The organism is Pseudoalteromonas sp. 2CM39R (genome assembly GCF_023161845.1).
Window position 1 is genome coordinate 200,245 of record NZ_JALNTM010000011.1, and the last position, 25,968, is coordinate 226,212.

Genomic DNA, 25,968 nt, shown 5'->3' on the forward strand with positions numbered 1-25,968 from the left:
CATGGGCATCAGTATTAATAGGTTTATCACAGCCATGTTTGTGCTATTTATGCTCATAAGCCATGCTGCAACAGCGCAAGTAAAACGGCTATCACCAAGCGAAGGGTTATCTCAAAGTTACGTTAATACTATGCTTATCGATAATAATGGCTATTTATGGCTCTCTACCGAAGGAGGGTTAAATCGCTACGACGGCTATCAGGTTATTCCAATTAATGGCCCAAATGGTGAGTTAGAAGAAGCCATTATTGATCGCATATACCAAGATCCAGAAGGGCAAATTTGGATTGCTTCCTTGTTAGCAGGGCTTTTTAGGTATGACCCGCAAACAGATACCTATCAGCAGTATTTAAAAAAACCAGTTACAGAAGAGCAAATTCTTCAGCAGTCTGTTTTTACCATGTTAGCCACAGATGATAAATCCTTGTGGGTTGGTCAAGGCAGAGTGTTTGCAAAACTTGATATAGCCAGTGGCTCTATTACTCCTTTATTTAAGCTGCCTGAGCAATTTGAAAATGCGTTTGTACGTACCTTGTTTCATTACAATGGCTATATCTTTATTGGCAGTACAGACGGTGCTTATGTATTTAATATTGCAACGCAACAAGTACGCCCCCTAGAGCATTTAAGCGAAACCGACGTACACATCTATCAAAACAATGTGAAGTCATTTGCACTGGGTGATAGTAATCAGTTATTGGTTGGAGCTGTTAAAGGCTTATATGCTGTTGATATTAGTAATATAGAGACATTGTTTAATAATAGTGAGCAGGTATTTACAAGTGAAAAGCTACTGGCTGACTTGAATGTTTGGGATATTGATAATCAGCAAGGGATTGTTGATTTAGCAACCGATAAAGGCCTGCTTAGTTTTAATTTAACTACCAAAATAGTGGTTAAAAATAAACGCATTCAACAAAGTAAATACACGCTTGCCGATACCAGTATTATTGATATGGTAAAAGATAAATCAGGTGGTATGTGGCTTGCGACTAAAACTGATGGTGCTTTTTATTTATCGGGTGACAACTATAAATTTTATAATGTAGAGGGCAGTGCTTTAGGAGGGGATGGATTTTCACATCACTCAGTCTGGGCAATTAAACAATTTCAAGATAAGTTATGGCTAGGTACTCATAATGGTTTAACGGCTGTTGATATAAAAAATAACACCTCAAGGGTGTATTTAAAAGATTATAAAGTTGATTTACTAACCACAGAATTTACCGTTTTCAAAATTATGCCTTATAAAAATAAACTCTGGTTACACTCAAACCGAGGACTGTTTATTTTTGACCCGCAAACCCAGCAGCTTACCCAACCTAAAACTGCCAGCCCCAAAAACCAAATATTTATAAACGATTGGATGCATGGTATTACCTTGCTAGAAAATGGTGATTTATATTTTGTTCACCCTGATCATGGCATGTTTAAATATAATGTTGATAGCCAGGTGCTAACTCCATTAAAGGGCGAATTTTCTCAATTTGACCCGTTTTTAGCCTATGGCTTTTTACCGCCATTACCCTCAAAGCCGCAGAGGCCGTTATTTTTTAGCGGTGGAGTGTTATACCAATTTAACCCGGATGAGCGCAGTTTAAACACCCTTTATAAAGTACCTAAACACCATGACAATGTTGCAGTGAGCATTCTCTCGTATGTTGAAGATAGGCAAGGGATTCTGTGGCTTTCTTTATCTAACTTTGGTTTGATTGGAATTGATGCCAATAGCTATGAATTAGTACATACCATTGATTTAGATAAAAATAAATTAGGCACACTATTATACGATATGGTGCTTGATGAAGAGGGAATGATTTGGATGAGTAGTCATAAAGGAATATGGAGATTAAACCCGAGCACCATCCATTTTCAGCAATTTACTACATCAGATGGGGTGCTTTCTGCTGAATTTAATAGTGGTGCTATGGCCAAATTAAATGACGGACGAATTGCCTATGGTAGCCTTAAAGGCTTTACTTACTTTGACCCTAAAGAGAATAAAAATAGCCAAGGTTTGTTAGATCACGTCAACATAACTCGCATTAACTTAATGTCTCGAGACTTGTCGCTTAACTTACAACAGCCATTAAAAAATATTACTTTAAATCATGATGATATAGGGCTTGAAATTGCATTTTCAGCGATGTCATTTAGCTTTCAAGAACGTATTATTTACGAATATCAGCTCGACAAAGGTAAAAAAAGTTATACCCGTAATAATCGCGTGGTGTTTCCTAAATTAAACCCCGGTAGCTATCAGTTAAAAGTCTGGGCAAAGGATCCGTTGACGGGTGACTATACCCCGCCAGCGACGTTAAATATTAAAGTGAAATACCCATTATGGCGCGCCCCTTACTTTTTAGCACTTTATGCTATTTTGTTATTCACAATAGTGACAGCTTGGGTAATGAGACGTAATAAAATACAGCGTATTTTATTAGCCGCACACAAAGAAAGCCAAGATAGCGAGGCACGTTTAAAGCTTGCGCTAGAGGGAAGTGAGTCGGGTGTTTGGGATTGGCAAGCGAGTCAGTTAAATATTTATCAGCCTAGATTGGTCAACGAGTTAGGTTATGAAGACGACTCAGTCAGTTTAGATGACTACTTAGATAAAGTTCATCCACAAGAGCGTGCCATTTTTAGGTTGGAGTGGTTAGAATTTTTATCAACCGACAAAGGATACTTTAACTGTACTTACCGACTACGTCATGCCAAAGGTCATTGGCGCTGGTACAAAGACTTTGGCAAAGTGGTTGAATGGGATGAAACAACACCGCAAAAAGTAGCGGGTACGTATACTAATATGACACGCGAAATGGTGTTTGAAGAACACGCTCGATTATTTACCGCCGCGTTTGAACAAACCCGAGATTGGGTATTTATTTTAGATAAAAACTTTAACATACGTGCTTCAAATAAGTCGCTGCAAACGGCTTTTGCTGTATCGGCAGAGCCTCGTTCAACTCGCTCGCTTAATTTAGGTTTGACTCGCAGTAGCTATTTTGACTATTTACGCATTATGCAAAAGCTTGAAGTAGGCGAGCACTTCTCATGTGAAGACACTGTGGTACTGGCTAATAAAGAGCAGCGTCATGTGTTAGTTAAAATAAGCGCTGTAGCGGATGAAAGTAAAAGGTTGAGTAGCTATGTGGTTATTTTAACGGATATTCATGCGCAAAAGTCAGCTGAAAACGAGCTGCACTTATTAACTAATTACGATTCATTAACGGGTTTGCCAAACAGAACTTTGTTTAATGACCGAGCTGTGCATGCCATAGATCAAGCGCGTCGTCATAACAGCAAAGTCGCTCTATTACATGTAAATATAAAACGCTTTAAATACTTTAACGACTCATTTGGTACAGAAAGCGCTGATGAGATCATTAAGCTGGTGGCAAACCGCTTAAAAACAGCATTACGCCCCTGTGATAGCATAGCGCGTTTAGGTGGTGATGAATTTGTTATTTTAGTTGAAGACATTCAGCAAATAGAAGAAGTATTACTTATATGCACCAAGCTTATGGATTGCGTGAGTATAGACATTGCTATGAATAACCAAAATGTAAATGTGCACCTTAGTATTGGTGTGGCGCTTTTCCCTGATGACGCTGCGTATTACAAGGCGCTGTTAAAAGCATCAAATGTGGCGCTCTATTATGCTAAAGATGGTTTAGAAGGGTGTTACAAGTTCTATAAACAAGAAATGAATCAAAGAGTTGAAAGGGCCCTGCATTTAGAGTCGCAATTGATCAAAGCGTATCACGAGCACGAGTTTTGTAATTATTATCAACCTATAATTAGTACATCTACACAAAAAACTGAGGGCTTTGAGGTATTACTACGCTGGCCTGAGAATCAACTAGCCAGTACTCAAGAGTTTGCAAATGTGGCTGAAAATATTGGTTTAATTACCAAAATTATGCTGCAAACATTTAAAAGAGCACTTGTACAGTTGGTGCGTTGGCGCAAGGTGAATCCCGATTTATATTTATCAATTAATTTATCGGCACTTGATTTTGAGTTTGCTGAGCTTATACCTGAAATTCGCCAAGCACTAAATAATGCAGCGCTGCCGCCCGAGGCTATTGTGTTTGAAATAACAGAGTCTATTTTAATGCGAGACTCAGACTATGCACTTAAAAATATGGATGCACTAAAGCAGCTCGGATGTAAGCTATACATGGATGACTTTGGAACAGGTTATGCTTCATTAACGTATTTAAAACGCTTCCCCATCGATGTATTAAAAATTGATCGTAGCTTTGTGCAAGATATTGGTATTGATTCGGATAATGAAGCGATTATTCAATCCACTCTTACTTTAGCCAGCAGTTTAGGTAAAGAGTGTATTGCTGAGGGGGTTGAAAGCGCACATCAATTGGCCTTCTTAAAAGCTCAAGGTTGCAGCTATTTCCAAGGGTACTTATTTAGTAAAGCGGTGCCTAAAGAGCAAGTACTTGAGCTCATTGAGCGCGATTGGCACCCTGTATTCTCACAAGCTTAAAGCGCCGTTTATTACATTGTTTTATTAAGGGCGCTTACCACAATGGCGACAAAACAAGTGTGAGCTGCGTTTATTAAGCTCCGCTTTTATCGCTTTATTAGCCTCTAACTTACTTAATCCAAGTTTGTAGCGAAGATCTTCAAGGTGATGTAATTGCTCGTCGGAGAGTTTACCATCGGTTATTTGCTCATGGGTGGCATCTTCAAATAACTGACGACGTTTACGAACTTGCTCTGAAAAGCTCGATGCTAATAAACCAGTGGGTATAGCCACCATGCCCATGCTGACTAGAGTGATGACACCACCAAACAGCTTACCAATGGGTGTTATTGGCACAACATCACCATAACCTACAGTCGTAAGTGTTGCCATTGCCCACCACATTGCGGCCGGAATTGAGCCAAACTTGTCTGGTTGAATGTCATGTTCTAATAAATAAATACCGCATGAAGCTAAAATAAGTACTACTGCCATAATAAAAAATGCAGCCAACAATGAACTTGATTCATCAATAAATGCCTGTAATAACAGCTGCATTGCCCGTGAATAACGAGTGAGTTTAAATACTCTTAATAAACGTAGTACGCGTAAAAAACGTAAGTCTAAAGCAAAGAAAAACATTAATAGACTTGGCAAAATGGCGATTAAATCGATGATAGCCAGTGGTGATAAAATATAGCGGATCCGCTTTTGTGTATTGGAGCAATCCATAGAGGCGTATTTTACTCTATCTACACAGGTCCAAGCACGTATTAGGTATTCAGCACTAAATATGGCAACCGATACCAGCTCTAACATTAAAAATTCGTTGTAGTACTCAGTGGCAATGCTGTGCACTGATTCGAGTACGATGGCCACCACATTTATCATAATAATAGTGATTAGTAGGGCATCTAAAAAGTGACCGGCCCGTTGGTACTTACCTGAAGACTCAAATACTTGGTTGATGGTTTGTCTAAGTTTCTGCATAATAATTATTATAATGTGAGTAACATATTGATACTGCCTTCTTCAAAATCACGACTAATTTTAAATCCGAGTTTACGAGCCAGCTCAATCATGCCAGTGTTTTCAGGTAGGGTGATCCCCTCAACGGTTTTTACCCCTTGGCGCTTACAATGAGAAATTGCTGCATTCATTAAAATACGCCCTAATCCAAGCCCTTGGCAATCAGAACGTACTACAATAGCAAACTCTGCTTGTAAGTTATCTGGGTCCATAATCACTCGTGAAACCCCTAGGGTGTGCTGTTGCTCGTCTTGTGTTTGGGTAACAATAAACGCCATTTCGCGGTCGTAATCAATTTGCGTCATTTTCGCGAGTTGATCGTGGTTAAATTGTGGTAACTCACCAAAAAAGCGTTTATACCTATCTTCTTTAGTTAATGACTGGTCAAACGCTTGATGTGCTTGCTCATCTTCAGGTTTGATTGGTCTGAGCGTTGCTAAGGTATTATTTTTTAAAGTGACTAGTTCAACTAGTTCAATAGGGTAAGGACGAATAGATAAACGTTTTCGGTGTGCTTGAATTTGATATTGGCTCAAATTCATGGTGGCATCAAGTACTAAAAACTGGCCATTACTAGCTAGAATAGGGTTTAGCTCTAATGAGGTGATATCCGGTTGATCTACAACCAATTGAGAAATTCGAGTTAGTAGTGAACACAAGCGATATTTATCTACTTTTTCTGGCAGAACACGATCTTTAAGTACGCCTTTATCATGGGCGGCGGCAATTAAATATTTAGCTAGGTTCATATTCAGTGGTGGCAAAGCGACTGCGGCTTGTGCATATTCAAGCCCTGTACCGGCTTCACCTAATAAAATAACCGGCCCAAAATTAGGCTCTGTTTTAATGGCTATACGCAGCTCGTTAGCTCCCGCTCGAGGTGCCATTTTTTGTAATGAAAAACCATCTATAATGGCATCAGGGTAGGTGTTTTTTATTCTTAACAGCATGGCAAATGCGGTTTGCTCTACCTCTTGCGCATCATTGAGGTTTAGTACGACACCGCCGACTTCAGACTTAGAGGGAATACTGGGGCTAATCAATTTCAATGCCACTGGAAAGCCCAGCTCTATTGCTTGCTCTTTGGCTTCGGTTGGAGTGTAGGCAACTTCAGTTTGAATACAGTCAATGCCGTAACTACTTAAAATATGACTTGCTTGATGGGTTGATAAGTAATGTTGTTCATCATTTAAAAACTCTTTTATAGTCGCTTTCGCTGCTGCTTTATTAATAGTGGCATCGTCAGTATTTGATTCTGGCGTTTGAGTTAAATGCTTTTGGTTACGACGATAGCTTACTAAGTGCATAAAGGCGCCTACCGCCCCTTCTGGGGTACGATAGGTAGGGATGGCGTTATTAGCGCAGATGCGTCTTGCAGCAAAAGCAGCATCTTCTCCCATAAAATTAGTAATTACATACGGGCGTGCCATTTTCGGTAATTTATTTAGCGCCTCAACAATAACCTGAGCGTAATTTTCACTCGGAGCCAATGCCGATGGAGTGTGGATGATCAGTAAGTTTTTAACTTCTTTAGCATTTAGTAATATTTCCAACGCATGCTTATAACGTACTGGCGCAGAATCGCCAAATATATCGACCGGATTGGCAGCGGTGTCTGAATGCGGGATCACTTTATTAAGTGCTTCGCGAGTTTCATCACTGAGCTGAGCAAGTTTTCCTGAGCTTTGAATGAGTTCATCAACCGCCATCACTCCAGGGCCGCCACCATTGGTTAATATGGTAAGTTGCTCTACTTGCAGTAACTTAGGATGCATTGCCAAGGTTTGGGTGGCGGCAAAGAGCTCACGTAAGTCGTTTACTCTTAGCATACCCGCACGTTGAAACATGGCATCATATACCGCATCTGAGCTTTGCTTTCCGCCGGTGTGTATTTCAGCGGCGAGAGCCCCTGCGCTGGTTCTGCCAGTTTTAATAGCAATAACAGGTTTAGAAAATGCGGCTGCTCGAGCGGCAGAAATAAAGCTGCGGATATCATCAATATTATCGATGTACAGTAAGATGGCTTTGGTTTTAGCATCACGGCCTAAAAAGTCGAGTATTTCGTCAAACTCAATATCTAAACAATCCCCCATAGATACAAAGTATGAAAAGCCAATTTCTTTATTTTTTGCCCAATCAAGAATAGTTGAGCAAACTGCTGCAGATTGCGATACAAAAGCCAGTTTACCTGGCGTGGCAACAGTATGAGAAAAGCTTGCATTTAAGCCTATATGCGGAATAAGTAACCCTAAACAATTTGAGCCAAGCAGGGTGACTTTATGCTTAGCTGCGTTCTCTTTGAGTGCCTTTTTTTGAACTGTGGTTAAGCCATCCGCAATAATAATGGCACTATGACAGCCAAGTGTACCTAGCTGCTCAATAATTTTCATTAAGGTGTTTTTATTGGTACAGATAACGGCTAAATCAGGCACTTTAGGTAAGGCTTCAATACTGGGGTAAGCCAATACGCCGTGTACCGCTGTATGATTTGGGGTAACGGGCATAATAGGCCCTTTAAAGCCACCTTGCAGTAAGTTACGCATTACCACATTACCCGCGCGAGTGGCGGTGTTTGATGCCCCAATAACAGCGACAGAGCTTGGGTTAAAAAACTGGTTAATACGTTTTAGACTCATTGCGTTTCCTTGGCTGATTAAGTTTTGCGTTCTGTACTGTCTCAATGTAACCTGTTTATTGTGTTTTTTCGAGCGTGAACATGCTTATTATTGATATTGGTCAAGGAGAGTGAAGTGAATAAAATATCGAATGTAACCGTTGTTATGGCAGCAGTTTGTTTAAGCATCGGCTTAATTGCATTGGGCTTTATCATTAAAGGAGCTGCGCTTGATATTAAAGGCATGGAGCGCACTGTTCAGGTAAAAGGTTTAGCAGAGCGTGAAGTGGTCGCTGATACTGTTATTTGGCCGCTGCAGTTTAATGACGCCGATAACAACCTTGAAAAGCTTGTTGAGCGAGTTGAGCAAAAAAATGATGCCGTAATTGCCTTTTTAAAGCTACATGGCTTTGACGATGAAGAAATATCGACAGGCACTCAATCTATTATTGATAAACAAGCGCGTGAATACGCGAACGACAATCAAAAGTTTAGATACGTTATTAGCTCAAATATTATTGTTTACTCTAATGCCCCCGATAAAGTTAAAAACGCACTGAGTAAAGTGAGTCAGTTAGCTAAGCAAAATATAGCCATAGTCCAAGATAACTATCAAACTCGTATTGAATATATTTTTACTGGGCTTAACGATATAAAACCTGCCATGGTGCAAGAGGCCACAGAAAAAGCCCGTGAAGTAGCAAATAAATTCGCGAAAGATTCAAACTCACTTTTAGGTAAAATTAAAACCGCACGCCAAGGGCAGTTTAGTATTAGCGATCGGGATTCAAACACACCGCAAATTAAAAATGTACGCGTGGTTACCAGCGTAGAATATTACTTATCAGATTAGTGCCGCTACTTGTTCAGTAGAGCGCTGTAAATATGCGGCGCTTAACAGCAAGGTAATTTCGCTTGGAGGGTCGTTTTTTAATGCCTCAAGCAATTGTAATTTTGCTCTAGGATTTTGTTTTTGTTCTATTTCCATTAATGCCAGTAAGGCTGAAAACTCATGTTTTACCGGTATGTTGGGCTTATGTGCATAAACGATATAGCTGGCCACAGGAGTGAGCCCGTACTGATTGATTTGCGCCAATGCATGCAGTAACTCTTCATTAGATTCAAATAACATTAACGAGCGAACATAGTTAAAAGGCAATTGACTCGGCGCTGCGTGCTTGAACACATTATGTAACACGTTATTGCCATGGCTATCTGTACTAATAAAGCCTTTATTTAATTTAAGCGCAGGAGTAAAAAAGCTCAGCGCATCTAAACTGGTTAGCTGCTCAATAAACTGCGCTGGTGGCGTATTGCTCGCTAAAATTCGCACGGCAATATTTTGCATAAAATCGTATTTAATACTCATGCGTAACGCGCTTTCAAACAGGTAATTAAGCTGCATCACTTTTTGAGCGTCAGTGAGCTTTTTAAAGTCGTTATCAAGCTCATCAAACTGTTGTTGTTTAATACGCGCATTGAGTAGCTGTATGCTTAGATCCATTCTGTTCTCCTTGAATACCTACTTTATCCTAGCTTAATTTTTTGCTTTATAAAACAAAAGGCCGCAATTGCGACCTTTTATATGTTTAAGTAGTTACTAGGGTCTGTTTACCTTTGTGGATTAAAATTTGTTCAAACTAGGGGCGGTTTAATCGCGGCGCGAGGTTTGTAACCTAGTGGGCTAAGTAAAAACCGAGCAACAAAGAGTAAATCGCCCCTAGGCAGAACCCTTCGGGCAGCGCCTGTTTGGCATTGATGCTGCGTTATCGCCTATTTATGGGGAATAACCACACCACATAGGCTCTGCCTTGCCTAAATACCAAACAGACTGCTGCAAATTTAACCTTGAAAGGTCAACAGACCCTAGATAATTAAGCTTGTTTGCTAGCAACCCACTCATCAACAAAGTTTTCTAGTACGTTTAATGGTACAGGGCCATTTTTAAGCACTACGTCGTGGAATTGACGAATATCAAACTTGTCGCCAAGCTGCTTTTTAGCTGCTTCACGTAGTTCTAAAATTTTCAGCATACCCACTTTGTAAGCCGTTGCTTGTGATGGCATTACAATATGACGCTCAACCATTTTTACACCGTCAGAAGTGGCGTTAGGAGTGTTGTTAACGTAGTAATCAATACCTTCTTGGCGAGTCCACTTCATTGCGTGAATACCGGTATCAACCACTAGACGACAGGCACGCCATAACTCCATAGCTAAACGACCAAAATCTGAATACGGGTCTTCATAAAGGCCCATTTCTTTTGGTAGTAACTCTGAGTATAAACCCCAACCTTCAATGTAGGCTGTGTAACCACCAAACTTACGGAACTTAGGCACGCCTTCCAGCTCTTGTGAAATAGCAATTTGCATGTGATGACCCGGAATACCCTCATGGTAAGCGAGAGCTTCCATTTGGTAAGTTGGCATTGCTTCCATGTCATAGAGGTTGGCGTAGTAAATACCTGGGCGAGAACCATCTGGCGCAGGTTGTTGATAAAACGCTTTACCTGCCGCTTTTTCACGGAAAGCTTCAACACGTTTTACTATCATGTCGGCTTTTGGTTTTACAATAAACAGCTCATCTAAGCGTGTTTTCATGTTATCAATTAAGCCTTTAGCTTCACTTAGGTACTGCGCTTTACCCGCTTCAGTATTAGCAAGGTAAAATTGTTTGTCGGTTTTCATAAACTGCATAAAAGCGTTTAAGTCGCCCTCAAAGCCAACTTTATCTTTAATGGCACGCATTTCATCATGAATACGTGACACTTCGGCAAGGCCAATGGCATGAATTTCTTTTGCTGTAAGGTCTGTCGTGGTAGTGCGTTTAAGCGCGTTATTGTAAAACGCTTCGCCATCAGGGAATTTCCAAGCACCGTCACGGTCATCAGCACGCTTTTCTAGCTGTGCAATGTAGTTAATTAACTTAGAGTAAGCAGGTTTAACTGCTGTTTTTAATGCATCAGTCGCTTTACTAATAAGTGCATCTTTTTCAGCTTGGTCGATTTCTAATGCATTTACTTTACGTTTAAAGTCAGCTAATAGCGTAGAATCTTCACCTTGTTCAAACGGCGCACCTTTAATGATGTTTTTGCTTGAATCAATCACGTGTGGAAATACAAATTTAGGTGCAATAATGTTTTTATCGGCGCGAATTTCTAAGCCGGTAATCAGTTGATCGAATACACCCGGTACCCCATTTAAACGGGCAATGTAATCGTTGGCTTCTTTTACGTTGCTAATTTGATGCTGGTTAATTAAAAAAGCAGGCACCATAGAGTGTGTACCAAACATTTGGTTTACTGGGTAGTTATGGTAACGCCATTTAAAATCAGCAATGCTGGCTTCTAAATCTTGTTTTTTTAAATCATAACTTACTTGAGTAGCTGCATCTAATTGCGCACGGTCAATGCTGTTGAGCGTAACCAAATCGGCTTTAGTTTGTGCCAAGTCTTTTAGCGCTTTTTCTTCGCTGTTGTCATCCCATTTATCGTAATCTTTTTTGATGCCCATATAGGTTTGATAAACTGGGCTGCTCATTACATCACGATTAAAAGTGTCTTCAAAAAAAGCATTCGCTTTATCAATTTCACTTTGTACAGGTTGAGCTTGAACCGCCGGTGCAGGCGTTGATTGTTGTGTTGCTTGTTGGCAACCGGCAAGCAGTGCCACGCTTACCGTGGCAGCAATTAGAGTAAGTTTACGCATTCGTTTCCCTTTTGTTGTTAGAAACCCATTAGGATATTTTAATTTTTCATGTGTTTACTTTACATGCGTATAACGCCAAAAGCGTTATACGAACAATTCTAGCAGGTCATTTAAAAAGCGATGGCCTTTAAGGCTTACTTGCCAATGGCCGTCTTTTTCTATTAATAAACCTGTGTTAATGGCTTTATTCAAAGCCGCTTGTTGGCTTTGTAATGGCTGATTAGTCAGTGCACTGTAGTCTTCAATCGGGCATGGCTCTGTTAAGCGAAAGCGATTCATAAAAAATTCAAACGCTAAGTCGTCTTGTTCTACTTGCCAGCTTTTGTACAAGTAGGGCTTAATAATGTCCATGTAGCCCCGTGGGTGTTTAACCTTTTCAGTGCGTGTTATCACCCCTGTTTTCGCATCAGTAACCTTACCATGGGCGCCACAGCCAATACCAAGATAATCGCCAAACCGCCAATAATTCAAGTTATGTTGGCATCGAAAGCCCGGTTTTGCATACCCTGAGATTTCGTATTGCTGATAGCCTGCTTGTGCCAATAATGCTTGGCCTTGCTCTTGAATATCCCACAAGGTTTCATCTTGCGGCAACGTGGGCGGTTTTGAAGCAAATTGTGTATTAGGCTCAATGGTGAGCTGATACCAAGAAATATGTGGTGGGCTCAGGGTAATAATTTGTTTTAAATCACTTAGTGCGTCATCGAGGGATTGCCCTGGTAAGCCATGCATTAAATCAAGGTTAAAGCTATTCAACCCTGCTTCACTAGCTTGTTGTGCTGCATAACTGGCTTCATCGGCACCATGAATTCGACCTAAGGCTTTTAACTTATCGTTTTGCATGCTTTGCACGCCAATAGAGATACGGTTAATCCCTGCTTTTACATAATCTTTGAAACGGCCAGTTTCGACTGTGCCGGGGTTTGCTTCAAGGGTTATTTCACAATTATCGGCTAGGCCTATGAGGCTATCTACTTCATTGAGTAAACGGGTGTATGCCGCGCCGGTTAATAGGCTTGGCGTGCCGCCGCCAATAAAAATGCTGTGAATTTTTCGCCCTTGTACTAAGTGTAAATCAGCTTTTAAATCGTCAATTAAGTGCTGTACATATTCAGCTTCAGGGATGTCACCTTTTTGCCCGTGGCTATTAAAGTCGCAGTAAGGGCATTTTTGCACGCACCAAGGCACGTGCACATATAAACTCAGTGGAGGAAGGTTCACAGGCCGCCTTTGTGTTGTAACTCTTGTAGTAATTTATTAAGTGCTTGTCCACGGTGGCTTAATGCATTCTTTTGCTCTTTTGTAAGCTCTGCACTGGTACAATTTTCTGATGGTACAAAAAAGATAGGATCGTAACCAAAGCCACCTTTACCGTGTTGGCTAAGGGTAATTTCGCCTTCCCAGCTAGCACTGCAAATAAGTGGGGTAGGGTCGTCAGCATGACGCATTAGTACCAACACACACCAAAAACGAGCGCTGCGATTAGGGTTATTGCCTAAATCAGCCAGTAATTTATCGATATTATCTTGATCACTTGCGCTATTTCCTGCAAAACGAGCAGAGTAAACACCTGGCGCGCCATTCAGGCCATCAACTTCTAAGCCTGAATCATCTGCAATAGCAGGCAGTCCGGTAATTTTAGCCGCATGTCGCGCTTTAATTATCGCGTTTTCTACAAACGTGGTGCCTGTTTCGGCTACGTCACTGACATTAAAGTCGCTTTGCGGTACAACATTAATATTAAGTGAGCTGAGCATGTTAGCCAGCTCATTCACTTTTCCGGGGTTGCCGGTTGCAAGTACTAAGGTGTTGGTCATATTTAATCTACGTAAAATTTTTGCTTAAACTTTAATGTTTGAAACTGATTACCTTGTTGGATTTCAATTTCAAAACGTAAAATCTCTTCGTTGGTGTAATCTACTTGTGCTAGATAATAAATTGAATCGCCTTCAACGACTTCTTTAAAGTTAAGGGTTTGCTTGTTACCTAATAAGTTTTTAGCGGTACCTTGTAATGTCGCTTTTTGAGCGGCTTTATCAGCATCATTTTTTAATATTGAAATATTAACAATGCCTTTATAGCCACTACGCTCAAGGTCATAAGCTTTAGCTATTTGCGGTTGAATAAACGTTGATGGAAAGGCTATGTAATGAACTTGCCAAGGGCCTAGTTCTTTGTATTGGGCGCCTTGTTCTTGAGCGCTGTGTGCATTAAATGCTAAAGCGAGACAAGCAATAAAACAAAACTTTATTAAACGTTGCATGGTTAACTCCTGAGTATGTAAAAAAGAGGCGCTAGGCCTCTTTTATATTACGTTGTGCTTAAGCTAAAAGGTCCATTAGCAGCATTTGTAAAAACTGAATGCCGATGATCAGTACCAATACCGATAAGTCTAAGCCTCCTAGTGGCGGTAAGATTTTACGGATTGGCTTTAACATTGGCTCAGTAAGCTGATGGAATACCGCTTCAATTGGGTTATAGCCTTGGCTTACCCAGCTTAAAATAGCGCGGATGATTAACACCCAAAAGACTAAATTTAAACCTTCTTTTAAAACAGTTATTAGCGCCTGTATAAGCACAGGTTGAATAGCCCAAGAGCTATAAATAAGCCACATTAATGTACTTATTTTTGCCGCAGCCACTATAAATGCCAGCAACAAAGAGGCTAAATCAAGCCCGCCTAGCCCTGGAATGATTTTTCGCAGCGGGTTAACTGCAAACGAAGTGGCTTTGACCACAAATTGGCTCATCGGGTTGTAAAAGTCGGCTTTTGCCCACTGTAGCCAAAAACGCAGTAGTACCACCATTAAAAACAGATCAAACAAGGTGCTAATTAAAAATTGCATGGCATTCATAGTATAACCTTCAATAAAAAATGGTTTTAAAGTTCTTGTTCCATTTGCACTGCACGCGCAATACACGCATCCATTGCATCACCCACAGTTTGGGTTAAACCTTGCGCTTTTAAATGCTCAACAGCTGCATGCGTGGTACCGCCTTTTGAGGTTACATTGGCGCGCAGTTGCGAAATGCTAATATCTGGTTGGCTAAGTGCCATTTCAGCTGCGCCTAGCGCTGTTTGCTGTACTAAGCGACGCGCGTCTTCATCATTAAAGCCAAGTGCTTTCGCTTTTTCTTCAATCGCTTCCATAAATAAGAAAAAGTAAGCTGGCGATGAGCCTGTCACAGCAATGACATCGTTAATTTGCGATTCTTGCTCTACCCACACAACTATACCTGTACATTCAAAAACTTGTTGTACAAATTCATGTTCGCTTTGCGTTTCGCCAGCGCCATACAAGCCCGATACACCACGGCCAAGTAACGACGGTGTATTTGGCATACAACGCACCATTTTCACATCTTGGCCAAGCATTTCACGTAAGCGTTTAACGGTTAAGCCTGCAGCGACTGAGATAAATAATTTATCACTAAAGTCGATGCCTGAATCTTGAAATGATTGGCACAAGTCGCCCATCATTTGTGGTTTAACAGACAGAACAATGACATCTGCATCGCGCATAGCTTCGTTATTGTCACTGGTGGTTTGCACCTTAAAGTCGGATGCTACCTTGGCTAGTTTTTCTTGGTTGCGGTTAGTTGCAATAATATTGTTTGCGTTAAAGCCGTTTTTTACCATGCCACCAATGATGGCGTAGCTCATATTACCTGTGCCTATAAATGCGATTTTTTTATCTGACATATGTCTGTTATCACCTTTTAAGTTCGTGTTCCAAAAATATCTGTGCCGATCCTCACCATGGTTGAACCTGCCGTTATGGCAGCCTCTACATCGTTACTCATCCCCATCGACAACGTATCTATATGAGGATATTGGGTCTGTAGTTTATCAAAGCAAGTTTGTAATTGCTCAAAATATTGAATTTGCGTGTTAGCATCGTCACTTTTTGCAGGAATAGCCATTAGTCCGCGTAATTTTAACTGTGAACACTGACTTATAAATTGTGCTAGTTGGTCTATTTCCTCTACGGCACAGCCGGATTTCGCGTCTTCTGCGCTAATATTAACTTGTATCAGTATATTAAGAGCGGGCATTTCCTGTTGGCGCTGAGCGTTTAAGCGTTTTGCTATTTTTAGTCTGTCGACGCTTTGTACCCAGTCAAAGTGGTTGGCCACCAAAGCGCTTTTATTTGACTGTATAGGGCCAATGAAATGCCAAACAATATCGCTAAATGTGGCTAGTTGCGCTATTTTATCTACAGCTTCTTGAACATAAGATTCACCAAATTGGCGTTGCCCTTGCTCATATGCTGCCATAATATCAGAGACGGGTTTGGTTTTAGATACTGCAAGTAACGTAATGTCGTTACTATTGCGCTGTGCATTTTGCGCTGCCTCTGCAATTCTAGCGTAGGCGGATGTGAGTCGTTCTGCTATTGTAACCATATATTTATCAGTTAGTTGTGGAGTCATAAATGGATATCACCGAATTATTGGCATTTAGTGTGCAACATAAAGCATCAGATTTGCACTTATCATCAGGGGTATCACCTATGATACGTGTTGATGGTGATGTGCGACGAATTAATATACCAGCACTTGGAGATAAAGAAGTCAGCAGTCTGGTTTATGACATTATGAACGATAACCAGCGTAAGGACTATGAACAAAATCTCGAAGTGGATTTTTCTTTTGAAGTCCCTAATTTAGCACGTTTTCGTGTAAATGCCTTTAACTCTAATCGTGGTCCTGCTGCCGTTTTCCGTACAATCCCGAGTGACGTACTGACACTTGAAGATTTGGGCGCGCCGGAAATATTCAAACAAATTTCAGATAATCCACGAGGCTTAGTATTAGTTACCGGCCCTACAGGCTCAGGTAAGTCGACTACACTTGCAGCTATGGTCGATTATATAAATCAAACTAAACATCATCATGTACTGACCATTGAAGATCCTATCGAATTTGTACACGATAATAAACTCAGCTTAATTAACCAGCGTGAAGTTCACCGCGATACGCATAGTTTTTCTAATGCCTTGCGAAGTGCATTGCGTGAAGACCCTGATGTTATTTTGGTTGGTGAGTTACGAGATCTAGAAACTATTCGCCTTGCTATGACCGCAGCTGAAACAGGTCACTTAGTGTTTGGCACTTTGCATACCACGTCGGCACCTAAAACCATTGACCGTATTATTGATGTATTCCCTGGTGAAGAAAAAGACATGATCCGCTCTATGCTTTCAGAATCACTGCGCGCGGTTATCTCACAAACACTGATCAAGAAGGTCGGTGGAGGGCGAGTAGCTGCACATGAAATCATGTTGGCAACGCCTGCTATTCGTAACTTAATTCGTGAAGATAAAATTGCTCAAATGTACTCATCAATTCAAACCGGTGCGTCGCAGGGCATGCAAACTATGGATCAATGTTTAACAAACCTTGTTAACAGAGGCATTATCACTCACTCAGCGGCGTATACAAAAGCACAAGATAAGACGCAGTTTAGCGCTTAAGGAATTATTATGACTTTATCTCTAAATCACTTTTTACAAATAATGATCGACAAAAAAGGCTCTGATCTATTTGTATCAAGCCAGCTGCCTATTAGCGCTAAAATTAATGGCGAGCTGATACCTCTTAATGATGACAAACTAACCGATGAGCAAGCGCTGGAATTAGTTGAATCAGCGATGAGTGAAAAGCAAAAGGCAGAGTTTCATAGCACCAAAGAGTGTAACTTTGCAATTGCAACCAGCGAAGGGCGCTTTCGTATTTCGGCTTTTTGGCAACGTGACAGAGCAGGGATGGTTATTCGCCGGATTGTGACCCAAATACCTGATGTAAAAGAGCTGGGATTGCCCTCAGTACTTACTGATGTGATTATGTCAAAGCGAGGCCTGGTATTATTTGTAGGTGGTACGGGAACCGGTAAATCAACATCACTGGCAGCACTGGTTGGTTATAGAAATCGCCATCAGCGCGGGCATATTCTAACCATAGAAGATCCAATTGAATTTGTGCATGAGCACCAAAAAAGTATTATTACCCAACGTGAAGTGGGCTTAGATACAGAAAGCTTTGAGTCAGCACTAAAAAGCTCTTTACGCCAAGCGCCAGATGTTATTTTGATTGGTGAAATTCGATCGCAAGAAACTATGGAGTATGCGTTAAGCTTTGCAGAAACAGGTCATTTATGTGTTGCCACCTTACATGCTAACAATGCTAACCAAGCTATTGATCGTATTATGCACTTAGTGCCAAAAGAGAAGCACGATAAGCTTAAATATGATTTAGCATTAAACTTACGCGCTATTATTGCCCAGCAGCTTATCCCTACCTCTGATGGTGAGGGACGTGCTGCTGCTATAGAGGTATTATTGAATACGCCAATGGTGAGTGAGCTGATTAAAAACGGTAACATTGGTGGTATTAAAGAAACTATGGCCAAATCAACTGAAATGGGCATGCAGACCTTTGACCAAGCGCTGTTTGAGCTTTACAGACAGCAACGGATTAACTATGCCGATGCACTTCATCATGCAGACTCGCCAAATGATTTACGTTTAATGATAAAACTACGTAATAACGAGCAGCAAGGGGCAGGCTTTTTGCAAGGTGTAACCATTGATGGCCTTGATGATAAAGGTAATATTACCTAAGGACAATTAACTCGTTGCTGCCTACATGGATGTAAGCCAGTAGAATAACGTAGGAGCAATTATCGAACCCACTAGGTTACAAACCTCGCGCCGCGATTAAATTGCCCCTAGTTTGAACGAGTTTTAATCCGTAAAGACTAACAGACCCTAGTCAAAATCCACACGTAAAAAAAGCGCCTTAGGCGCTTTTTTTGTTAAATCAATTTATTCGCCATAACTGGCTTCAAAAAAGCTCTCTAGAATAATCACCGCAGACATATTATCTACGTTGCCTTTACCTAAGTTTTTATAACCACCACGTTCAAACAACCGTGCTTTAGCATCAGCGGTAGTTAAGCGCTCATCTTGAGTATGAACCGCTATACCGTAATGATTATGCAAACGATTGGCGAACTTTTTGGCTTTAAAGGTAACCTCTTGTGAGGTGCCATCCATATTAAGCGGTAAGCCAACCACCATTAAGTCAGGTTGCCACTCTTTTACCTGTACAGCAATGTCATCCCAATTAGGGATGCCATCTTGAGCTTTCACCGCCTTTAGGCTGGTGGCGCTGCCTGTCAATTCTTGACCAATTGCAATACCAATGCTCTTAGTACCAAAATCAAATCCCATTACGGTGCGCTCACCTTGCGCTTTTACAGTTTTTTTAGTCATGTTTGTCTTTTATGTTATTAGGCATGTCCAGCTTCGGGGCTTAATTGGCTAACATCAAAACCAAGCATAGAGACTGCCATTTCCCAGCGTTTTTCCACTGGGGTATCAAAAATTATTTTAGGGTCGGCTTTTATAATCAGCCAGCTATTATCAAGTAGCTCTTGTTCTAACTGGCCTTGCTCCCAACCTGAGTAACCTAAGGTAATTATAAATTGCTCGGGTGCTTGAGCGGTAGTTAATGTGGCTAATACATCTTTTGAGGTAGTGATCATAATATCACTACTCAATTTTTGGCTTGCCGAGTACCCAGGTTTTGGTGAATGTAGCACAAAGCCACGATCCGTTTTTACCGGCCCGCCAGCATACACTGTCACTTGCGCGGCATGTTGCGACTTATCGTTATCAATATCAATTTTGTCGAGTAACTCACCTACGGTGACATCAATCGGCTGATTGATAACAAGTCCCATAGCGCCTTCTTCATTGTGTTCACAAATATAAGTGACGGCACGTTTAAAAAAAGGGTCTTGCATTGATGGCATTGCGATTAAAAAGTGATTTTCTAATGACTGCATAAGTTTTACCCTTTTAGTTATTGAATCTTGAGTATGGCATAGTCCCATGTTTTAACACTAAAAATTTATTCGACTTTAAGCGGTGACTATAGAAGCGCCACTGCTTAAAGTTTGTTATGGCTTTAATATTATTTACTAAGCTTTCTCTCTATAGCATCAAATAAAATACCGGTAATAGAAATATCGTAAGCGGCCTCAATTTCTTTAACACAGGTTGGTGCTGTTACGTTAATTTCAGTTAACTTATCGCCAATGATATCTAAGCCAACAAATATTAAGCCTTTTTCTTTCAATGTAGGGGCAACTGCTTGAGCAATTTTAAGATCTGACTCACTAATTGGGCGTGCTTCACCACGTCCGCCGGCGGCTAAGTTACCGCGCGTTTCGCCGTTTTGTGGGATACGCGCTAAACAATAAGGAATAACTTCACCATCAACAACCAATACGCGCTTGTCACCTTGAGTGATCTCTTCAATGTAATTTTGCGCCATCGCAAAGCGACTGCCATGCTCAGTTAAGGTTTCGCATATTACGCCAATATTGGCATCATCTGCTTTTACTCTAAAAATAGAAGCACCACCCATACCATCCAGTGGTTTTAAAATAATATCTTTGTGCTCGGCTAAAAATTCACGGATTTGCTTTTGGCTGCGCGTAACTAACGTATCAGGTGTATGCTCACTAAACCAAGCGGTAAATAGTTTTTCATTGGCGTCACGCAAGCTCTGTGGCTTATTAATAACTAAAGTACCCGCTTGCTCAGCACGTTCTAAAATATAGGTTGCGTAAATATATTCAGTATCAAAAGGCGGATCTTTACGCATTAAAATAACGTCTAAGTCAGCCAGTGCAATGGTGATTTTTTCTTCAAGTTGGTACCACTTTTCTGCGTTATCAAAAACCTGTGCTTTGGCTGCAGTAGCGTAGGCATTGCCTTGACGCAGCGATAAATCATCCATTTCCATGTAGTAAATTTCGTAGCCACGGGTTTGCGCTTGCATCATCATTGCAAAACCGGTGTCTTTTTTAATATTAAATCCACTAATAGGATCTGAAATAATACCTAACTTAATTGCCATGCGCTGTGCCTTAGTTTATGTGTTTTTTACAACTGTAATCTTGATATGTGGGTGCTTTTAGTTATTTCAATTAGCTAAATCGCCAAATTGTAATTGCAGTGCGCTTAAAACGGTTAACGCTGCTGTTTCTGTGCGAAGTACCCGCGGGCCTAAGCGAATATCTACAAATTCTTGTTGCTTTGTTTGTGCTATTTCATCGTCAGTAAATCCACCCTCAGGCCCTACTAAAAAGCGCACGCCGTCATCGGGAACGGTAATGGTTTTAATACTGTGTTCGGCGCGAGGATGCAGAGTTAATTTAATGGCAGCTGTTTGCTGTTCAAGCCAGGTTTTTAAATCAACAGGTGAGTGTACTTTTGGCACAAAGTTGCGCCCAGATTGCTCTGCTGCGGCAATGGCTATTTTTTGCCATTGCTGGTGTTTTTTTTCTAAGCGGTCGCCACTTAGTTTTACGCCGCAGCGCTGGCTAAAAATAGGGGTGATTTCAGTGATCCCTAATTCAACAGACTTTTGAATGGTAAAATCCATTTTGTCACCACGGGATACGCACTGGCCTAAATGAATTTTTAATGGTGATTCAACGTCATGAGGATTAAATTCAAGCGGCATAACAACCACGCTCTTTTTACTCACCTCAATAATTTCACTTAGAAACTCTCCGCCTTCACCATTAAAAATAGAAACCTGCTCGCCCACTTTCATGCGCAACACACGGCCTATATGCCCTGCAGCATCATCGTCAAGGTTTAAAGGAGTATTAAGGGCAATTGGTGATGATTGATAAATATGAGGCACTCGCATGGCAAATCACTTTTTTACATAGAAGTTATATCCCTCTATGGTAAGTAAGCAAAGGCTTGGGTGCAATTATTTATTTTTCATATTCAGGGACTGCAAGCTCTGTTAGTTCTTGTGCGGTTTGGGCTATATCGGTATCACAGGACAAATGATTTGAATGGCACTCTTCATTTATGGGGTTAATGTCATAGCCATGATTGGTTTGACTAATAATATAGCGTTTTTCATGTAATGAATTATAAATAAAGCGCTGTGTATCATCAGCGAGCAAATAATCTGTTTGGTTGAATAATACGCCTTGAACATTGTGGTGTTCGTGAAGGTAGCTGGCCAGTTCTGAAATACTGATTTCGTTCTCAATATCGCAATAGCAATAATCTTTAACGAGTTCATCAAACATCATTTTAACCAGCTTTTGCGTGTTCGCACCGGCTATTATGATGTCCTTTTTAGCAGCATCATTAGTATTTATGTAATATTTTACAAATGCTCGGCTGAACTCGTTATCTATATCGATTAATAGATAACTTCCTGTTTTAATTGCCATATGCCTAAAGTCCCTGTTAATTTACCAAACAATTAAATAGGGACGTTAAGCAACGGCTAAATTTAATGAGTTTGGTACTAAATTGAAAACATACTTATTAATAAATAACCAATAGCACAAAATACAGCAAATTCAATACAGGCAATGCCAATATTATCCTGATGATCGACTTCAAGTGCGGTATCTATATTTGGCATTGAAATAATTTTTATAATATACGTTAAACAGTATAGTAACAGCCACATCACACCGCAATGCATTACCAAAGTAAATAAGTTCTCTACCATTTTACCGTTTTGAAACGCCGCACTCGATAAACCAGCATACGCAGCAAGAGCTAAGCCTATTGATTTACCCGCATAGCGAATACCAATGGAGGTGTTTTCTAAACCAAAGTTACTTTGCAAAGAGGCCCCTTGGTTGGCTTTAGCAAAGCGGTTTTCGCGTATTTTACTGTCTAGGGCAAACATGCCTTGTAAAACAAAAAAGCTTACCGAGGCTATTAATAAATTACTAAAGCCTTGAGTGTGTGTCCACGTATATAAACCCAATACTAAAATGCAGTTGGCAATCAGCATGCCTGAATCAACCAACGCAGCACAAACGTTTTGTTTTAATATAGCTGCTTCTTCATTAAAGCGGCGTAAAATCCATTTACGGTGGATTAAATGTCCCATTTTTATAAACGAAAATAACAGCACAATTAATAAAATGACTTTCAGCGGATTTGATTGAGCGGTGCTAATACTAATTTCATCGAACAAAAATGCCATCGTGGCGATCACGACTGATATTTCAGAAGCAAAACTAATTCCCATTGCAAAGTTATCATGTTGCGCTAATTCTTCTTTAAGTGCTTGTTTTGCTTTTATTTGAGTAATAATTCTTAAACTGATGATAATAATACAAATAACCACAAAACTAATAGCAATCGCAACTAAACTAGTGTTAGATAATGACAAGTATGACATGGTGTTCCTAAATAGATTTACCTTGATAGGTTTTTAACCATTCTAGTATGGTTATTGGTGAGATAAAAGAGGGTATTGATGAGTAACGACACACAGCTTCCTATTGAATTACAAAAACTGGGTGAAACGCGTTTTGCAACGCTGTATCCCGAACAACAAATCCAGCAGCAAATCGTGCGTTTATTAGCGTTAAGTGATTTTGCTTGGCGCAGTTTAAGCTCTCAACCTTCGCTGTTGTCTTGGTTGCTATGCGAAGTTGAAATTAATAATAGAGAAATTTCAGATCCCTTTGCAACACTTAATATAAATGAAGTAGAAGAGCAGCAGTGTCATCAATTACTGCGCCAATATCGTGAAAAGTACTGGCTAAAAGTCGCTTTTTTAGACTTATGTTGTGAAAACTCAATTGCGGATAGCATTAAATACATTAGTGAACTTGCCAATAAACTGATAGATAGTGCTAATCAATGGGCCTACAATAATGTTGCTAAAACTAATGGTGAACCATTAGATGAAGATAAAAACGCTTTACCATTAATGGTACTAGGCATGGGGAAGTTAGGAGGGCAAGAGCTAAATTACTCATCTGATATAGACCTTATTTTTGCATACCCTCGTAACGTCAAAACTCAAGGCGGTCGTCGCTCGCTTGAAGCATCTGTCTTTTATACCAAAGTTGCTCAAAAACTAATTACAGCCCTGAACCAATGCACCGTGGATGGCCAAGTATTTCGGGTTGATATGCGTTTGCGCCCATTTGGTGAAAGTGGTCCGTTGGTGATGAGCTTTAATGCCATTGAAGACTATTACCAAGAGCAAGGGCGTGATTGGGAGCGCTACGCGATGTTAAAAGGGCGCTTAATTGGCACGCCTAATCGTTATTGGCAGGAGTTTAATACCTTGCTGAGACCTTTTGTTTATCGTCGCTACATTGATTTTTCGGTGATTGAATCGCTTAGAAAAATGAAACTCATGATTGCCCAAGAAGTGCGTCGTAAGCGCTTAACTAATAACATTAAATTAGGTGGTGGCGGCATTCGCGAAGTTGAATTTATTGTTCAAGCATTGCAAATGGTCAGAGGCGGCAGAGAAGCAAATTTACAAACACAATCTTTATTAACTGCATTAGAGCAGTTAACAGTTAGTCAAGTGATTGATGAGCATGAAGCCAGAGGGCTTAAAAATAACTACCTTTATTTACGTAGGGTAGAGCAATACCTACAAATTTTTGATGATCAGCAAACACAAACTCTGCCTGATGATGAGCTAAATCAGCAACGGCTGAATGTATTGTTGATGCAAGGTAATTTTGACTCAGCTATTGAAAAAATAGAACAGGTCATGGCGCAAATTCATAATGAGTTTATTCAGGTAATTGGTGAAGAAACTGAACCACTTGATACTTGTGAAGGCGCGTTTATAAGTACTTGGGATCATGGTGATGTTAGCTTTTTGAATGAACCAAGAGAAGAGTGGCAAACACCATTACATGACTTCAAACAGCGCCTATCTAAAGCCAAAGTGGGCAACCGTGGACGCGATATTCTTGATAAATTAATGCCTGCATTACTAAAACAATTAAACGACTTTAATGCTACTGCCAGTGCGTTTACAACGGTATGCCAAATACTAAATAAAATTATTTCGCGCACCGCTTATTTAGAGCTGTTGTATGAAAACCCAGGAACGTTAAAGCAGTTAGTTTTGCTCTGTTGCCATAGCAAGTGGATTGGAGAGCATATTTCATTGTATCCCATTCTACTCGATGAGCTTATCGACCCTGCAGTGCTGTATAAACCGACCCCATTAACAGCTTATAAAGATGAAATAAGACAGTATTTTTTACGTATTGAACATGACGATCTTGAACAACAAATGGAAGCATTGCGTCAGTTTAAACAAACCCATCAGTTACGGATTGCTGCCGCAGATGCCACTGGCGTAATTGATGTAATGAAAGTAAGCGATCACTTAACTGCACTTGCAGAAGCGATAGTTGATCAGGCTGTTAATATTGCTTGGTATCATTGTATTAAACGTTTTGGCATGCCACCTAATACCGACGATGAACATAAAGGCTTTGCCGTTATTGCGTATGGAAAAACCGGTGGTTTTGAGGTGGGTTATGACTCTGATCTCGATTTAGTTTTTGTGCATAACCATGACGGTACCAGCTATACCAGCGGCGACAAGGCAATTGACTCAAGGCAATTTTATTTAAAGCTAGCACAGCGTTTAATGCATTTATTTAATACTCGTACTGCTTCAGGTATTTTATATGAATTAGATACTCGACTTCGTCCAGAGGGGGCATCAGGGTTATTAGCGATTAACTTAGAGAGTTTTAATCATTACCAACAAACTCAAGCATGGACGTGGGAGCATCAAGCTTTAGTCAGAGCGAGGCTGATTTTGGGGCAAACTGAATTAGTAACGCGTTTTGCACAAATTCGCGCCGAGATATTGTGTCAAAAACGTGATGTTGAGCTGTTAAAAACCGACGTGATTAAAATGCGCAAAAAAATGCGTGGTCATTTAGCTAAAGGTAACGAGCAGCAGTTTGATTTAAAACAAGACGTGGGGGCGATGACCGATATTGAGTTTATCACCCAATATTTAGTATTAAAGTACGCTCATGAATTTACCCATTTATGCGACTATTCTGACAATGTCAGAATTTTAACGGACGCAGCTAAAATTGGTTGCATTACAGACACACAAAAACAGCAACTTATTAAAGCCTATATAGATTATCGCTCACGCTATCATGTGTTGAGCTTAGATCAGCAGGGTCGCTGCGTAAAACGTGAAGATTTTAGTGAAGATATTAAAAATGTCACGTCGATATGGCAGGCTATTTTTGAATTAAATTGAATAAATACATA

General features: G+C 40.4%; 21 protein-coding genes. 5 read left to right on the forward strand and 16 right to left on the reverse strand.

Annotation, left to right across the window (positions count from 1 at the left end):
• Position 1: 1 nt before the first annotated feature.
• Positions 2 to 4,507, forward strand: coding sequence for an EAL domain-containing protein (locus tag MTF66_RS23355; protein WP_138623138.1), 4,506 nt, complete (start codon positions 2 to 4; stop codon positions 4,505 to 4,507).
• 24 nt (positions 4,508 to 4,531) lie between these two features.
• Here the strand turns inward: MTF66_RS23355 and MTF66_RS23360 are convergent, their stop codons facing one another.
• Together MTF66_RS23360 and MTF66_RS23365 are read right to left on the reverse strand one after the other, a co-directional pair.
• Positions 4,532 to 5,476, reverse strand: a complete 945-nt coding sequence (locus MTF66_RS23360) for an ion transporter (RefSeq protein WP_008113346.1) — start codon at positions 5,474 to 5,476, stop codon at positions 4,532 to 4,534.
• Between the two features lie 8 nt (positions 5,477 to 5,484).
• Positions 5,485 to 8,151 carry a bifunctional acetate--CoA ligase family protein/GNAT family N-acetyltransferase gene (locus MTF66_RS23365; RefSeq protein WP_138623140.1) on the reverse strand — a complete coding sequence of 889 codons (2,667 nt, stop codon included), beginning with the start codon at positions 8,149 to 8,151 and terminating at the stop codon, positions 5,485 to 5,487.
• Positions 8,152 to 8,265: 114 nt separating this feature from the next.
• Between MTF66_RS23365 and MTF66_RS23370 the strand changes: the two genes are divergently transcribed.
• Positions 8,266 to 8,982, forward strand: a complete 717-nt coding sequence (locus tag MTF66_RS23370) for an SIMPL domain-containing protein (RefSeq protein WP_075169840.1) — start codon at positions 8,266 to 8,268, stop codon at positions 8,980 to 8,982.
• Here MTF66_RS23370 and MTF66_RS23375 read toward each other — a convergent pair.
• The 8 genes from MTF66_RS23375 to MTF66_RS23410 form a co-directional block, all read right to left on the reverse strand.
• A complete protein-coding gene (locus MTF66_RS23375) occupies positions 8,974 to 9,633 on the reverse strand; it encodes a hypothetical protein (RefSeq protein WP_138623142.1) in 660 nt (219 codons plus the stop codon). The two genes, MTF66_RS23370 and MTF66_RS23375, sit on opposite strands and share 9 nt — an antisense overlap.
• Before the next feature lie 370 nt (positions 9,634 to 10,003).
• A complete protein-coding gene (locus MTF66_RS23380; protein WP_008113341.1) occupies positions 10,004 to 11,836 on the reverse strand; it encodes a DUF885 family protein in 1,833 nt (610 codons plus the stop codon).
• An 84-nt stretch (positions 11,837 to 11,920) separates the two neighbouring features.
• Complete coding sequence (gene hemW, locus MTF66_RS23385; protein WP_138623857.1) at positions 11,921 to 13,057, reverse strand: radical SAM family heme chaperone HemW; 1,137 nt, start codon at positions 13,055 to 13,057, stop codon at positions 11,921 to 11,923.
• The gene (locus tag MTF66_RS23390) at positions 13,054 to 13,653 is read right to left on the reverse strand and encodes an XTP/dITP diphosphatase (protein WP_138569545.1); all 600 of its coding nucleotides are present in this window, start codon (positions 13,651 to 13,653) and stop codon (positions 13,054 to 13,056) included. Before MTF66_RS23390 ends, hemW begins: the two co-directional genes overlap by 4 nt.
• A gap of 2 nt (positions 13,654 to 13,655) precedes the next feature.
• The gene (locus MTF66_RS23395) at positions 13,656 to 14,099 is read right to left on the reverse strand and encodes a DUF4426 domain-containing protein (RefSeq protein WP_054201912.1); all 444 of its coding nucleotides are present in this window, start codon (positions 14,097 to 14,099) and stop codon (positions 13,656 to 13,658) included.
• Between the two features lie 58 nt (positions 14,100 to 14,157).
• Entirely contained in the window at positions 14,158 to 14,691 is a 534-nt protein-coding gene (locus MTF66_RS23400) for a YggT family protein (RefSeq protein WP_008113334.1), read from the reverse strand.
• 26 nt (positions 14,692 to 14,717) lie between these two features.
• Positions 14,718 to 15,539 (reverse strand): pyrroline-5-carboxylate reductase, encoded by an 822-nt coding sequence (proC, locus tag MTF66_RS23405; protein WP_010391593.1) that lies wholly within the window; start codon positions 15,537 to 15,539, stop codon positions 14,718 to 14,720.
• Between the two features lie 17 nt (positions 15,540 to 15,556).
• The gene (locus MTF66_RS23410) at positions 15,557 to 16,270 is read right to left on the reverse strand and encodes a YggS family pyridoxal phosphate-dependent enzyme (RefSeq protein ID WP_138623859.1); all 714 of its coding nucleotides are present in this window, start codon (positions 16,268 to 16,270) and stop codon (positions 15,557 to 15,559) included.
• A gap of 2 nt (positions 16,271 to 16,272) precedes the next feature.
• Between MTF66_RS23410 and MTF66_RS23415 the strand changes: the two genes are divergently transcribed.
• A complete protein-coding gene (locus tag MTF66_RS23415) occupies positions 16,273 to 17,313 on the forward strand; it encodes a type IV pilus twitching motility protein PilT (protein WP_138623861.1) in 1,041 nt (346 codons plus the stop codon).
• A gap of 9 nt (positions 17,314 to 17,322) precedes the next feature.
• Positions 17,323 to 18,459 carry a PilT/PilU family type 4a pilus ATPase gene (locus MTF66_RS23420; RefSeq protein WP_054201910.1) on the forward strand — a complete coding sequence of 379 codons (1,137 nt, stop codon included), beginning with the start codon at positions 17,323 to 17,325 and terminating at the stop codon, positions 18,457 to 18,459.
• 204 nt (positions 18,460 to 18,663) lie between these two features.
• Here the strand turns inward: MTF66_RS23420 and ruvX are convergent, their stop codons facing one another.
• The 6 genes from ruvX to MTF66_RS23450 form a co-directional block, all read right to left on the reverse strand.
• Positions 18,664 to 19,113 carry a Holliday junction resolvase RuvX gene (ruvX, locus tag MTF66_RS23425; protein ID WP_010391588.1) on the reverse strand — a complete coding sequence of 150 codons (450 nt, stop codon included), beginning with the start codon at positions 19,111 to 19,113 and terminating at the stop codon, positions 18,664 to 18,666.
• Positions 19,114 to 19,130: 17 nt separating this feature from the next.
• Positions 19,131 to 19,688, reverse strand: a complete 558-nt coding sequence (locus MTF66_RS23430) for a YqgE/AlgH family protein (RefSeq protein ID WP_010391585.1) — start codon at positions 19,686 to 19,688, stop codon at positions 19,131 to 19,133.
• 128 nt (positions 19,689 to 19,816) lie between these two features.
• Positions 19,817 to 20,767 (reverse strand): glutathione synthase, encoded by a 951-nt coding sequence (gene gshB, locus MTF66_RS23435; protein ID WP_109874127.1) that lies wholly within the window; start codon positions 20,765 to 20,767, stop codon positions 19,817 to 19,819.
• A gap of 66 nt (positions 20,768 to 20,833) precedes the next feature.
• A complete protein-coding gene (gene rsmE, locus MTF66_RS23440) occupies positions 20,834 to 21,568 on the reverse strand; it encodes a 16S rRNA (uracil(1498)-N(3))-methyltransferase (protein WP_010391583.1) in 735 nt (244 codons plus the stop codon).
• 70 nt (positions 21,569 to 21,638) lie between these two features.
• Positions 21,639 to 22,112: a hypothetical protein gene (locus MTF66_RS23445; protein WP_138609474.1), complete on the reverse strand. Its 474-nt coding sequence runs from the start codon at positions 22,110 to 22,112 to the stop codon at positions 21,639 to 21,641.
• A gap of 77 nt (positions 22,113 to 22,189) precedes the next feature.
• The gene (locus MTF66_RS23450) at positions 22,190 to 23,083 is read right to left on the reverse strand and encodes a hypothetical protein (RefSeq protein ID WP_010391581.1); all 894 of its coding nucleotides are present in this window, start codon (positions 23,081 to 23,083) and stop codon (positions 22,190 to 22,192) included.
• Between the two features lie 78 nt (positions 23,084 to 23,161).
• On the opposite strand from MTF66_RS23450, the gene glnE reads away from it, so the two are divergent.
• Positions 23,162 to 25,957 (forward strand): bifunctional [glutamate--ammonia ligase]-adenylyl-L-tyrosine phosphorylase/[glutamate--ammonia-ligase] adenylyltransferase, encoded by a 2,796-nt coding sequence (gene glnE / locus MTF66_RS23455; protein ID WP_248528930.1) that lies wholly within the window; start codon positions 23,162 to 23,164, stop codon positions 25,955 to 25,957.
• Positions 25,958 to 25,968 lie beyond the last annotated feature (11 nt).

Bases quoted from the DNA above. Each gene is read 5' to 3' on its own strand.
- MTF66_RS23355 (WP_138623138.1), top strand. From the start codon at position 2: ATGGGCATCAGTATTAATAGGTTTATCACAGCCATGTTTGTGCTATTT.
- MTF66_RS23360 (WP_008113346.1), bottom strand. From the start codon at position 5,476: ATGCAGAAACTTAGACAAACCATCAACCAAGTATTTGAGTCTTCAGGT.
- MTF66_RS23365 (WP_138623140.1), bottom strand. From the start codon at position 8,151: ATGAGTCTAAAACGTATTAACCAGTTTTTTAACCCAAGCTCTGTCGCT.
- MTF66_RS23375 (WP_138623142.1), bottom strand. From the start codon at position 9,633: ATGGATCTAAGCATACAGCTACTCAATGCGCGTATTAAACAACAACAG.
- MTF66_RS23380 (WP_008113341.1), bottom strand. From the start codon at position 11,836: ATGCGTAAACTTACTCTAATTGCTGCCACGGTAAGCGTGGCACTGCTT.
- MTF66_RS23390 (WP_138569545.1), bottom strand. From the start codon at position 13,653: ATGACCAACACCTTAGTACTTGCAACCGGCAACCCCGGAAAAGTGAAT.
- MTF66_RS23395 (WP_054201912.1), bottom strand. From the start codon at position 14,099: ATGCAACGTTTAATAAAGTTTTGTTTTATTGCTTGTCTCGCTTTAGCA.
- MTF66_RS23400 (WP_008113334.1), bottom strand. From the start codon at position 14,691: ATGAATGCCATGCAATTTTTAATTAGCACCTTGTTTGATCTGTTTTTA.
- proC (WP_010391593.1), bottom strand. From the start codon at position 15,539: ATGTCAGATAAAAAAATCGCATTTATAGGCACAGGTAATATGAGCTAC.
- MTF66_RS23410 (WP_138623859.1), bottom strand. From the start codon at position 16,270: ATGACTCCACAACTAACTGATAAATATATGGTTACAATAGCAGAACGA.
- MTF66_RS23415 (WP_138623861.1), top strand. From the start codon at position 16,273: ATGGATATCACCGAATTATTGGCATTTAGTGTGCAACATAAAGCATCA.
- MTF66_RS23420 (WP_054201910.1), top strand. From the start codon at position 17,323: ATGACTTTATCTCTAAATCACTTTTTACAAATAATGATCGACAAAAAA.
- ruvX (WP_010391588.1), bottom strand. From the start codon at position 19,113: ATGACTAAAAAAACTGTAAAAGCGCAAGGTGAGCGCACCGTAATGGGA.
- MTF66_RS23430 (WP_010391585.1), bottom strand. From the start codon at position 19,688: ATGCAGTCATTAGAAAATCACTTTTTAATCGCAATGCCATCAATGCAA.
- gshB (WP_109874127.1), bottom strand. From the start codon at position 20,767: ATGGCAATTAAGTTAGGTATTATTTCAGATCCTATTAGTGGATTTAAT.
- rsmE (WP_010391583.1), bottom strand. From the start codon at position 21,568: ATGCGAGTGCCTCATATTTATCAATCATCACCAATTGCCCTTAATACT.
- MTF66_RS23445 (WP_138609474.1), bottom strand. From the start codon at position 22,112: ATGGCAATTAAAACAGGAAGTTATCTATTAATCGATATAGATAACGAG.
- MTF66_RS23450 (WP_010391581.1), bottom strand. From the start codon at position 23,083: ATGTCATACTTGTCATTATCTAACACTAGTTTAGTTGCGATTGCTATT.
- glnE (WP_248528930.1), top strand. From the start codon at position 23,162: ATGAGTAACGACACACAGCTTCCTATTGAATTACAAAAACTGGGTGAA.